At 66.2% G+C, this 12,130-nt stretch carries 7 protein-coding genes; all 7 read left to right on the top strand.

Features of this window, described 5'->3' with window-relative positions; translation table 11 throughout:
* The first annotated feature begins 122 nt into the window (after positions 1-122).
* The 7 genes from rplK to ACQPZG_RS14370 all read left to right on the top strand — a co-directional run bounded on the left by rplK (position 123) and on the right by ACQPZG_RS14370 (position 12,128).
* Positions 123-557: a 50S ribosomal protein L11 gene (rplK, locus tag ACQPZG_RS14400; RefSeq protein WP_185027986.1), complete on the top strand. Its 435-nt coding sequence runs from the start codon at positions 123-125 to the stop codon at positions 555-557.
* Positions 558-666: 109 nt separating this feature from the next.
* A complete protein-coding gene (rplA, locus tag ACQPZG_RS14395; protein ID WP_384349906.1) occupies positions 667-1,389 on the top strand; it encodes a 50S ribosomal protein L1 in 723 nt (240 codons plus the stop codon).
* A gap of 227 nt (positions 1,390-1,616) precedes the next feature.
* Entirely contained in the window at positions 1,617-2,564 is a 948-nt protein-coding gene (locus tag ACQPZG_RS14390) for a hypothetical protein (protein ID WP_433546166.1), read from the top strand.
* 376 nt (positions 2,565-2,940) lie between these two features.
* Positions 2,941-3,471, top strand: a complete 531-nt coding sequence (gene rplJ, locus ACQPZG_RS14385) for a 50S ribosomal protein L10 (protein ID WP_266659777.1) — start codon at positions 2,941-2,943, stop codon at positions 3,469-3,471.
* Between the two features lie 111 nt (positions 3,472-3,582).
* Entirely contained in the window at positions 3,583-3,966 is a 384-nt protein-coding gene (rplL, locus tag ACQPZG_RS14380) for a 50S ribosomal protein L7/L12 (RefSeq protein WP_266659775.1), read from the top strand.
* Between the two features lie 648 nt (positions 3,967-4,614).
* Positions 4,615-8,100 (top strand): DNA-directed RNA polymerase subunit beta, encoded by a 3,486-nt coding sequence (gene rpoB, locus ACQPZG_RS14375; RefSeq protein ID WP_433546165.1) that lies wholly within the window; start codon positions 4,615-4,617, stop codon positions 8,098-8,100.
* A 128-nt stretch (positions 8,101-8,228) separates the two neighbouring features.
* Positions 8,229-12,128: a DNA-directed RNA polymerase subunit beta' gene (locus ACQPZG_RS14370; protein WP_433546164.1), complete on the top strand. Its 3,900-nt coding sequence runs from the start codon at positions 8,229-8,231 to the stop codon at positions 12,126-12,128.
* The last annotated feature ends 2 nt before the right edge of the window (positions 12,129-12,130 follow it).

Raw genomic sequence — 12,130 nt, 5'->3', positions numbered from 1 at the left:
AAAGCCGGTCTGACCTGCTCGGTTTTTAGCCGCACGTCTATACCCGTTATCGTTGTGCGGTATGCCTCCATCCGGATGATCGGATGGTCGGCCGAAACTCTCACTAGGACCCGGAGAGAGCAATGCCTCCCAAGAAGAAGAAGGTCACGGGGCTTATCAAGCTCCAGATCAACGCGGGCGCCGCCAACCCGGCCCCGCCGGTCGGCCCGGCGCTCGGTCAGCACGGCGTCAACATCATGGAGTTCTGCAAGGCCTACAACGCCGCGACCGAGTCGCAGCGTGGCATGGTCGTGCCGGTGGAGATCACGGTCTACGAAGACCGCTCCTTCACCTTCGTGACGAAGACCCCGCCGGCCGCCAAGCTCATCCTCAAGGCCGCGGGTGTGGACAAGGGATCGGGCGAGCCCCACAAGACCAAGGTCGCGAAGCTCACCGCCGCTCAGGTGCGCGAGATCGCCACGGTCAAGCTCCCCGACCTGAACGCCAACGACCTCGACGCCGCCGACAAGATCATTGCCGGCACCGCCCGTTCCATGGGCATCACGGTCGAGGGCTGATCAGCCCCCTTCGTACGACAGTGGAAGGGCCAGGCGCTGGCCCGTACCACGACTCCACACCCACCACGCGGCGGCAGCCGCATGGTGAACACCTTCCACAGGAGCAGCAGTGAAGCGCAGCAAGTCTCTCCGCGCTGCGGACGCCAAGATCGACCGGGAGCGTCTGTACGCCCCCCTCGAAGCCGTCCGTATCGCCAAGGACACCAGCTCGGTCAAGTTCGACGGCACCGTCGAGGTCGCCATGCGTCTGGGTGTCGACCCGCGCAAGGCCGACCAGATGGTCCGCGGCACCGTGAACCTTCCGCACGGCACCGGCAAGACCGCCCGGGTCCTGGTCTTCGCGACCGGTGACCGTGCTGCGGCCGCGGAAGCCGCCGGCGCCGACATTGTCGGCTCCGACGAACTGATCGACGAAGTGGCGAAGGGCCGTCTGGACTTCGACGCCGTCGTCGCCACCCCGGACCTCATGGGCAAGGTCGGCCGCCTCGGCCGCGTCCTCGGCCCGCGTGGTCTGATGCCCAACCCGAAGACCGGAACGGTCACCCCGGACGTGGCGAAGGCTGTCACGGACATCAAGGGCGGCAAGATCGAGTTCCGCGTCGACAAGCACTCGAACCTGCACTTCATCATCGGCAAGGTCTCCTTCGACGAGACGAAGCTGGTCGAGAACTACGCCGCGGCGCTGGAGGAAGTCCTCCGTCTGAAGCCGTCCGCCGCCAAGGGCCGCTACATCAAGAAGGCCACGCTGGCCACCACGATGGGCCCCGGCATCCCGCTGGACGCCAACCGCACCCGCAACCTCCTCGTCGAGGAGAACCCGGCCGACGTCTGAGTCCTCTGACTCGCACGGCCGTCGCGGGTTCCGCGCATCGAAGCCGCCCCCGCACCTCCTCGCGAGGTGCGGGGGCGGCTTTTTCGTACGTCCGCGCCGCCCGCCGTCGTTGCCGGTGACCGGAAACGAAGGCGGCGCCGTCCCGGCCCGGGAACGGGGACGACGGCTGTCGGAGGCGTGCGTTAACGTCACGGTATTCACAGGAACATCGCAAGGGGTGGGGAAGCATGAACGCAGTCGGCTGGAAGCGGGCGGGGATGTCCGCGGTGGCACTGGTGGCCGTGATGGGCCTCGCGGGGTGCCAGGACGGTGCCGAGCAGGGCGGCAAGAAGGCCGCCGGGACCGAGGCGCCTAAGGTGCAGGACCGGGCCGGCGCGGCCAGGGTCCTGAAGGCCGCGTACAAGAAGACGGCCGACGCCAAGTCGGCCAAGGTGCGGATGACGATGACCATGCCGGCGGGTATGGGGGGGCCCGAGGGCGGCGACATCGAGATGTCCGGGACCCTCGGCTGGGATCCCACGATCATGGACATGACCATGAAGCCGCAGAGTGCGCCCGCGGGCGGCGCGAAGGGCCCCGAGCAGGTCCGCATGATCATGGTCGACGAGGTCATGTACATGGACATGGGTGCCGAGGCCGCCTCGGGTGCGGACGGCAAGCGCTGGATGAAGATAGACCTCAAGGACGCCGCCGCGATGGGTGGCAAGGGTGCCGCCCAGCAGCTCACCGGCAGCCTGGAGAACGCCAACCAGGACCCGTCCCAGCAGCTCGGCATGCTCCTTGAGTCGCCCAACCTCAAGCACGTCGGCGCGGAGAACGTGGCGGGCGTGCCGACACAGCACTACAAGGGCACTCTGACGGTCGCCGAGATGCTGAAGACGAACAAGGACGTCGACAAGCAGCTCACCGGCGAGCAGCGCGAGCAGCTCCTCGCGAACATGAACAAGGCCGGCATCAAGGGGTACGACACGGACGTCTGGGTCGACGACAACGGCTACCCCGCCAAGATGCTCCTCGGCGTGCAGTCGCCGCAGGGCACGATGAAGATCACCATGAACTACTCGGACTACGGCTCCAAGGCCGCCGTCCAGACCCCGCCGGCCAAGGACACCGTCGACTTCATGGAGATGATGAAGGAGCTGGAGAAGGCCGGAGCGGACGCCGAGGGCATGTGAGACACGGTCTCGTAGGCAGCCAGGCAGCCAGGCAGCCAGGCAGCCAGGCAGCCAGGCAGCCAGGTAGGCAGGTAGGCAGGCAGGACGGATGCGGCCGGGCCGTGCGGGCGGGTGCCCGCACGGCCCGATTTGCCTCGCGTGGACCCGTTCGCGTACGCTCTCGAAGAAGCCAAAGACCGCTGGTCGTTGCCGTGTGCTCGCGAGAGGGCGCGGTGGCCGAAGGATCCGCTAGTTAGACGCGGACGACCTGCGCAGGTGTTCGTGGAAGGTTCCCAGTTCTCTGGTTGAGCTCAGCCCCGTGCGCTTGCGCCGGGGCGTTTCGTATTTCGAGCCCCTTCTGAGCGGTCCTCATCACCCGGAAGGAGGCCGACGCTCTATGGCAAGGCCCGACAAGGCTGCCGCGGTAGCCGAGCTCGCGGACCAGTTCCGCAGCTCGAACGCCGCCGTGCTGACCGAGTACCGGGGTCTCACCGTCGCGCAGCTCAAGACGCTGCGTCGTTCGCTCGGTGAGAACGCCCAGTACGCCGTGGTGAAGAACACGCTGACCAAGATCGCGGCCAACGAGGCCGGGATCACTTCGCTGGACGACCAGTTCACTGGTCCGACGGCAGTTGCCTTCATCACCGGTGACCCGGTGGAGTCGGCGAAGGGTCTTCGTGACTTCGCCAAGGAGAACCCGAACCTCATCATCAAGGGCGGTGTCCTTGACGGTAAGGCGCTGTCCGCCGATGAGATCAAGAAGCTCGCGGACCTCGAGTCCCGCGAGGTTCTGCTCAGCAAGCTCGCCGGTGCCTTCAAGGGCAAGCAGTCCCAGGCTGCTCAGCTCTTCCAGGCGCTGCCGTCGAAGTTCGTCCGCACTGCGGAGGCTCTTCGCGTCAAGCGTGATGAGCAGGGCGGTGCCGAGTAACTCGGCTCGCGCATTGGTCGTAGCCCACTAGGGACACGACCGCAGCGGGCCGAACGTACGCCCGCCGACAAGTACATCCGGCACCTGCCGACTTATTGGAAGGACGCCATCATGGCGAAGCTGTCCCAGGACGACCTGCTCGCGCAGTTCGAAGAGATGACCCTCATCGAGCTCTCCGAGTTCGTGAAGGCCTTCGAGGAGAAGTTCGACGTCACCGCCGCCGCGGCCGTCGCCGTTGCCGGCCCCGCCGCCGGTGGCGCTGCCCCCGAGGCCGCCGAGGAGCAGGACGAGTTCGACGTCATCCTCACGGGTGCCGGCGACAAGAAGATCCAGGTCATCAAGGTCGTGCGTGAGCTGACCTCGCTGGGTCTGAAGGAGGCCAAGGACCTCGTCGACGGCGCTCCGAAGCCCGTCCTTGAGAAGGTCACCAAGGAGGCCGCCGAGAAGGCTGCCGAGTCCCTCAAGGGCGCCGGTGCGGCCGTCGAGGTCAAGTGACCCCCTGAGTCTCTGACTCTTTCGCCGGAGAAACGCCGAGAGGTGTAACGCCGGCACCGCCAAGGGCGATCATCCAATTGGGTGGTCGCCCTTCGGCGTTCCCCCGGGTGGCTGGGCGCAGCCGCTCGCGGCGAGTAGGGTGATCTTCGTTGTGCGCCCCACAGGCCCGCTGTGCGCCCGTTGTACGCCGTCGTGGCGGTCCGGGCAGGTGACCGGAGCCCTGAGGGGGCGGGGGGCCTTGACGAACGGCACGCAGCGCGCAATTCTCAGGACGCGTCGTTACATCGATCCGACTCCGAGGCATGGATCGAAGACGAAGAGGGCAGTATCGAGGTGCGTCCGCAGGGCGCGAGGGCTCACCCGTGACGTTGGCACAACCGCAGTCGTGGCAGTGGCGTTGAGAAGAACAAAGAGGCCGATGAGGGTCCCCAAAAACCCGCTCTGGACATCAGTGGGCCAAGTGGCTACACTGACCCTTTGCGCTGCCTGTTAGCTGCCTCCTGCCCGTCACCAGGGGCATGCCCATGCTTGAGCACCGAGGAATGATCCGCCCTGATCTGGGCTTCCTGATCTGGGCCGTTCTGTCTCTGTGTCCGACGTGGGACCGGTACGCGCGTAGTGAGTCCGAGCCCTCGGAAGGACCCCCTCTTGGCCGCCTCGCGCAACGCCTCGACCTCCAATACGAACAACGGCGCCAGCACCGCCCCGCTGCGCATCTCCTTTGCAAAGATCAAGGAGCCCCTCGAGGTTCCGAACCTCCTCGCGCTGCAGACCGAGAGCTTTGACTGGCTGCTCGGGAACGCCGCTTGGAAGGGTCGCGTCGAGGCCGCTCTCGAGAGTGGACAGGACGTCCCCACGAAGTCCGGTCTGGAGGAGATCTTCGAAGAGATCTCCCCGATCGAGGACTTCTCCGGGTCGATGTCGCTGACGTTCCGCGACCACCGTTTCGAGCCCCCCAAGAACTCGATCGACGAGTGCAAGGAGCGCGACTTCACGTTCGCCGCCCCGCTCTTCGTCACCGCCGAGTTCACCAACAACGAGACCGGCGAGATCAAGTCCCAGACGGTCTTCATGGGCGATTTCCCGCTCATGACCAACAAGGGCACCTTCGTCATCAACGGCACCGAGCGTGTCGTGGTGTCGCAGCTCGTCCGCTCGCCGGGCGTGTACTTCGATTCCTCCATCGACAAGACGTCCGACAAGGACATCTTCTCCGCCAAGATCATCCCGTCCCGGGGTGCCTGGCTGGAGATGGAGATCGACAAGCGCGACATGGTCGGTGTCCGCATCGACCGCAAGCGCAAGCAGTCCGTCACCGTTCTCCTGAAGGCTCTCGGTTGGACGACCGAGCAGATCCTGGAGGAGTTCGGCGAGTACGAGTCCATGCGCGCCACCCTGGAGAAGGACCACACCCAGGGCCAGGACGACGCGCTGCTCGACATCTACCGCAAGCTGCGTCCGGGCGAGCCGCCCACCCGTGAGGCCGCTCAGACGCTGCTGGAGAACCTCTACTTCAACCCGAAGCGCTACGACCTCGCGAAGGTCGGCCGCTACAAGGTGAACAAGAAGCTCGGCGCGGACGAGCCGCTGAACGCGGGTGTCCTCACCAGCAAGGACATCATCGCCACCATCAAGTACCTCGTCCGGCTGCACGCCGGTGAGGTCGAGACGGTCGGCGAGTCGGGGCGGAACATCGTCGTCGAGACCGACGACATCGACCACTTCGGCAACCGTCGTCTGCGCAACGTCGGCGAGCTCATCCAGAACCAGGTCCGCACGGGTCTGGCCCGGATGGAGCGCGTCGTCCGCGAGCGCATGACGACCCAGGACGTCGAGGCGATCACGCCGCAGACCCTGATCAACATCCGGCCGGTCGTCGCCTCCATCAAGGAGTTCTTCGGCACCAGCCAGCTGTCGCAGTTCATGGACCAGAACAACCCGCTGTCGGGTCTGACGCACAAGCGTCGTCTCTCGGCGCTGGGTCCCGGTGGTCTGTCCCGTGAGCGGGCCGGCTTCGAGGTCCGAGACGTGCACCCGTCCCACTACGGACGCATGTGCCCGATCGAGACCCCCGAAGGCCCGAACATCGGTCTGATCGGTTCGCTGGCTTCGTACGGTCGCGTCAACGCCTTCGGCTTCGTCGAGACCCCGTACCGCCGCGTGACCGAGGGTGTCGTCACCGACGAGGTCGACTACCTGACGGCCGACGAGGAGGACCGGTTCGTGATCGCCCAGGCGAACGCGACCCTCGGTGAGGACATGCGCTTCACCGAGTCGCGCGTCCTGGTCCGCCGTCGTGGCGGAGAGATCGACTACATCCCGGGCGACGACGTCGACTACATGGACGTCTCGCCGCGCCAGATGGTGTCGGTCGCGACCGCGATGATCCCCTTCCTGGAGCACGACGACGCGAACCGCGCGCTCATGGGCGCGAACATGATGCGTCAGGCCGTGCCGCTGATCACGTCCGAGGCTCCGCTCGTCGGCACCGGCATGGAGTACCGCTGCGCGGTCGACGCCGGTGACGTCATCAAGGCGGAGAAGGCGGGTGTGGTCCAGGAGGTCTCCGCGGACTACGTCACCGTCGCCAACGACGACGGCACGTACACCACGTACCGGATCGCCAAGTTCTCCCGCTCGAACCAGGGCACCTCGGTCAACCAGAAGGTCGTCGTCGACGAGGGCGCACGGGTCATCGAGGGCCAGGTCCTCGCCGACGGCCCCGCCACCCAGCAGGGTGAGATGGCGCTCGGCAAGAACCTCCTCGTGGCGTTCATGCCGTGGGAGGGCCACAACTACGAAGACGCGATCATCCTCAGCCAGCGGCTGGTGCAGGACGACGTCCTCTCCTCGATCCACATCGAGGAGCACGAGGTCGACGCCCGTGACACCAAGCTCGGCCCGGAGGAGATCACCCGGGACATCCCGAACGTCTCCGAAGAGGTCCTCGCCGACCTCGACGAGCGCGGCATCATCCGTATCGGTGCCGAGGTCGTCGCCGGCGACATCCTCGTCGGCAAGGTCACGCCCAAGGGCGAGACCGAGCTGACGCCGGAGGAGCGCCTGCTCCGCGCGATCTTCGGCGAGAAGGCGCGCGAAGTGCGCGACACCTCGCTGAAGGTGCCGCACGGCGAGATCGGCAAGGTCATCGGCGTCCGCGTCTTCGACCGCGAAGAGGGCGACGAGCTGCCGCCGGGCGTCAACCAGCTGGTCCGCGTCTACGTGGCCCAGAAGCGCAAGATCACCGATGGTGACAAGCTCGCCGGCCGTCACGGCAACAAGGGCGTCATCTCCAAGATCCTGCCGATCGAGGACATGCCGTTCCTGGAGGACGGCACCCCGGTCGACATCATCCTGAACCCGCTGGGTGTCCCGTCCCGAATGAACCCGGGACAGGTCCTGGAGATCCACCTCGGCTGGCTCGCCAGCCGCGGCTGGGACGTCTCCGGTCTGGCCGACGAGTGGGCGCAGCGCCTCCAGGCGATCGGCGCCGACCAGGTCGCCCCCGGCACCAACGTCGCCACCCCGGTGTTCGACGGTGCGCGCGAGGACGAGATCACCGGCCTCTTCGAGGCCACGATCCCCAACCGCGACGGCGACCGGCTGGTCCAGCCCTCGGGCAAGGCCAACCTGTTCGACGGCCGCTCCGGCGAGCCGTTCCCGGACCCGATCTCGGTCGGGTACATGTACATCCTCAAGCTCCACCACCTGGTCGACGACAAGCTCCACGCGCGTTCGACCGGCCCGTACTCGATGATCACCCAGCAGCCGCTGGGTGGTAAGGCGCAGTTCGGTGGTCAGCGCTTCGGTGAGATGGAGGTGTGGGCGCTGGAGGCATACGGCGCCGCGTACGCCCTCCAGGAGCTGCTGACGATCAAGTCCGACGACGTGACCGGCCGCGTGAAGGTCTACGAGGCCATCGTCAAGGGCGAGAACATTCCGGAGCCCGGCATTCCCGAGTCCTTCAAGGTGCTCATCAAGGAAATGCAGTCGCTCTGCCTCAACGTGGAGGTGCTCTCCTCGGACGGCATGTCCATCGAGATGCGTGACACGGACGAGGACGTCTTCCGCGCAGCGGAGGAACTCGGTATCGACCTGTCCCGGCGCGAGCCGAGCAGCGTCGAAGAGGTCTGACGGGCCGGCCGGGGGTCTCCTTCACCGGAGACCCCCGGCCCTCCCCGGACCCGTTCAGACCATTTGAAGTGCCCATGAATCTCGCGCAAGCGAGGGGCTCGAACCCCCGAAAGAGGGATTGACGACAAGTGCTCGACGTCAACTTCTTCGACGAGCTGCGGATTGGCCTCGCCACCGCGGACGACATCCGGACCTGGTCCCACGGCGAAGTGAAGAAGCCGGAGACCATCAACTACCGCACGCTCAAGCCCGAGAAGGACGGACTCTTCTGCGAGAAGATCTTCGGTCCGACCCGGGACTGGGAGTGCTACTGCGGCAAGTACAAGCGTGTCCGCTTCAAGGGCATCATCTGTGAGCGCTGCGGCGTCGAGGTCACTCGCGCCAAGGTGCGTCGTGAGCGGATGGGCCACATCGAACTGGCCGCGCCCGTCACGCACATCTGGTACTTCAAGGGCGTTCCCTCGCGCCTCGGCTACCTGCTCGACCTCGCGCCGAAGGACCTCGAAAAGGTCATCTACTTCGCCGCGTACATGATCACCTTCGTGGACGAGGAGCGCCGGACGCGCGACCTGCCCTCGCTGGAGGCGCACGTCTCCGTCGAGCGCCAGCAGGTCGAGAACCGCCGTGACTCCGACCTGGAGGCCCGCGCCAAGAAGCTTGAGACCGACCTGGCCGAGCTTGAGGCCGAGGGCGCCAAGGCCGACGTGCGCCGCAAGGTGCGCGAAGGCGCCGAGCGCGAGATGAAGCAGCTCCGCGACCGCGCCCAGCGCGAGATCGACCGCCTCGACGAGGTGTGGAACCGCTTCAAGAACCTCAAGGTCCAGGACCTGGAGGGCGACGAGCTCCTCTACCGCGAGCTGCGTGACCGCTTCGGCACGTACTTCGACGGTTCCATGGGTGCGGCTGCTCTGCAGAAGCGCCTGGAGTCCTTCGACCTGGAGGAGGAGGCCGAGCGCCTCCGCGAGATCATCCGGACCGGCAAGGGCCAGAAGAAGACCCGTGCGCTCAAGCGCCTCAAGGTCGTCTCCGCGTTCCTGTCGACCAGCAACAGCCCCAAGGGCATGGTGCTGGACTGCGTACCGGTCATCCCGCCGGACCTGCGTCCGATGGTGCAGCTGGACGGTGGCCGCTTCGCGACCTCCGACCTGAACGACCTGTACCGCCGCGTGATCAACCGCAACAACCGCCTGAAGCGGCTCCTGGACCTCGGTGCCCCCGAGATCATCGTGAACAACGAGAAGCGCATGCTTCAGGAGGCCGTCGACGCGCTCTTCGACAACGGCCGTCGCGGTCGCCCGGTCACGGGCCCCGGCAACCGTCCGCTGAAGTCGCTGTCCGACATGCTCAAGGGCAAGCAGGGCCGCTTCCGTCAGAACCTCCTCGGCAAGCGTGTGGACTACTCCGCGCGTTCCGTGATCGTCGTCGGTCCGCAGCTCAAGCTGCACCAGTGCGGTCTGCCGAAGGCCATGGCGCTGGAGCTCTTCAAGCCGTTCGTGATGAAGCGCCTGGTGGACCTGAACCACGCGCAGAACATCAAGAGCGCGAAGCGCATGGTCGAGCGCGGCCGCACGGTCGTGTACGACGTGCTGGAAGAGGTCATCGCGGAGCACCCGGTTCTGCTGAACCGTGCGCCCACGCTGCACCGACTCGGCATCCAGGCCTTCGAGCCGCAGCTGGTCGAGGGCAAGGCCATCCAGATCCACCCGCTCGTCTGCACCGCGTTCAACGCGGACTTCGACGGTGACCAGATGGCCGTGCACCTGCCGCTCTCCGCGGAGGCGCAGGCCGAGGCCCGCATCCTGATGCTGTCCTCCAACAACATCCTGAAGCCGGCCGACGGTCGTCCCGTCACCATGCCGACCCAGGACATGGTGCTGGGCCTGTTCTTCCTCACCACCGACGAGGAAGAGCGCAAGGTCATCGGCGAGGGCCGGTCCTTCGGCTCCTCGGCCGAGGCGACCATGGCGTTCGACAACCGGGAGCTGTCGCTCCAGGCGAAGGTCGACATCCGCTTCCCCGTCGGCACCGTCCCGCCGCGTGGCTGGACTCCGCCGACCGCGGAGGAGGGCGAGCCCGAGTGGCAGACCGGTGACCCGTTCCGTCTCCGTACGACCCTGGGCCGTGCGCTCTTCAACGAGCTGCTGCCCGAGGACTACCCGTTCGTCGACTACTCGGTGGGCAAGAAGCAGCTCTCCGAGATCGTCAACGACCTGGCGGAGCGCTACCCCAAGGTCATCGTGGCGGCGACGCTCGACAACCTGAAGGCGGCCGGCTTCCACTGGGCGACCCGCTCGGGCGTCACCGTGGCCATCTCCGACGTCGTCGTGCCCGAGGCCAAGAAGGCCATCGTCAAGGGCTACGAGGAGCAGGACGAGAAGGTCCAGAAGCAGTACGAGCGCGGTCTGATCACCAAGGAAGAGCGCACTCAGGAGCTCATCGCGATCTGGACCAAGGCGACCCACGAGGTTGCCGAGGCGATGAACGCGAACTTCCCCAAGACGAACCCCATCTTCATGATGGTTGACTCGGGTGCCCGAGGAAACATGATGCAGATGCGTCAGATCGCCGGTATGCGTGGTCTGGTGTCCAACGCCAAGAACGAGACGATTCCTCGTCCCATCAAGGCGTCGTTCCGCGAGGGTCTGTCCGTGCTGGAGTACTTCATCTCCACCCACGGTGCCCGTAAGGGTCTCGCCGACACCGCCCTGCGTACCGCCGACTCGGGTTACCTGACCCGTCGTCTGGTGGACGTCTCGCAGGACGTGATCATCCGCGAGGAGGACTGCGGCACCGACCGCGGCCTCAAGCTGAAGATCGCGGAGAAGGGCGCCGACGGCATCCTCCGCAAGACCGACGACGTCGAGACCAGCGTCTACGCCCGCATGCTGGCGGAGGACGTCGTGATCGACGGCAAGGTCATCGCGCCTGCCAACGTCGACCTCGGTGACGTGCTCATCGACCAGCTGGTCATGCACGGCGTCGAGGAGGTCAAGACCCGCTCGGTCCTGACCTGCGAGTCCGCGGTCGGCACCTGTGCCTTCTGCTACGGCCGCTCGCTGGCCACCGGCAAGCTCGTCGACATCGGTGAGGCGGTCGGCATCATCGCCGCCCAGTCCATCGGTGAGCCCGGTACGCAGCTCACCATGCGTACCTTCCACACCGGTGGTGTGGCCGGTGACGACATCACCCAGGGTCTGCCCCGTGTCGTCGAGCTCTTCGAGGCTCGTACGCCCAAGGGTGTCGCCCCGATCTCGGAGGCCAAGGGCCGCATCCGGATCGAGGAGACCGAGAAGACCAAGAAGATCGTCGTCACGCCGGACGACGGCAGCGAGGAGACGGCCTTCCCGATCTCCAAGCGTGCCCGTCTGCTGGTGGGCGAGGGCGACCCGGTCGAGGTGGGCCAGAAGCTCACCGTCGGTGCGACCAACCCGCACGACGTGCTGCGGATCCTCGGTCAGCGCGCGGTCCAGGTCCACCTGGTCGGCGAAGTCCAGAAGGTCTACAACAGCCAGGGCGTGTCGATCCACGACAAGCACATCGAGATCATCATCCGGCAGATGCTCCGCCGTGTGACGATCATCGAGTCCGGCGACGCGGAACTGCTGCCGGGCGAGCTCGTCGAGCGCTCGAAGTTCGAGACCGAGAACCGTCGTGTGGTCCAGGAGAGCGGTCACCCCGCCTCCGGCCGTCCGCAGCTGATGGGTATCACCAAGGCCTCGCTGGCGACGGAATCCTGGCTGTCGGCCGCCTCCTTCCAGGAGACGACCCGAGTCCTGACGGATGCGGCGATCAACGCCAAGTCCGACAGCCTCATCGGCCTCAAGGAGAACGTCATCATCGGTAAGCTCATCCCGGCCGGTACGGGTCTGTCCCGCTACCGCAACATCCGGGTCGAGCCGACCGAAGAGGCCAAGGCCGCGATGTACTCGGCCGTCGGCTACGACGACATCGACTACTCGCCGTTCGGCACGGGCTCCGGCCAGGCCGTTCCGCTGGAGGACTACGACTACGGTCCGTACAACCAGTAAGA

The sequence above is a fragment of the Streptomyces sp. CA-294286 genome (assembly GCF_050947155.1).
GTDB lineage: Bacteria > Actinomycetota > Actinomycetes > Streptomycetales > Streptomycetaceae > Streptomyces.
This window is presented reverse-complemented; position numbering and strand designations above follow the sequence as displayed.

Excerpts from the sequence above, each read along its gene's own strand:
- rplK (WP_185027986.1), top strand. The coding sequence starts at position 123 with ATGCCTCCCAAGAAGAAGAAGGTCACGGGGCTTATCAAGCTCCAGATC.
- ACQPZG_RS14390 (WP_433546166.1), top strand. The coding sequence starts at position 1,617 with ATGAACGCAGTCGGCTGGAAGCGGGCGGGGATGTCCGCGGTGGCACTG.
- rplJ (WP_266659777.1), top strand. The coding sequence starts at position 2,941 with ATGGCAAGGCCCGACAAGGCTGCCGCGGTAGCCGAGCTCGCGGACCAG.
- rplL (WP_266659775.1), top strand. The coding sequence starts at position 3,583 with ATGGCGAAGCTGTCCCAGGACGACCTGCTCGCGCAGTTCGAAGAGATG.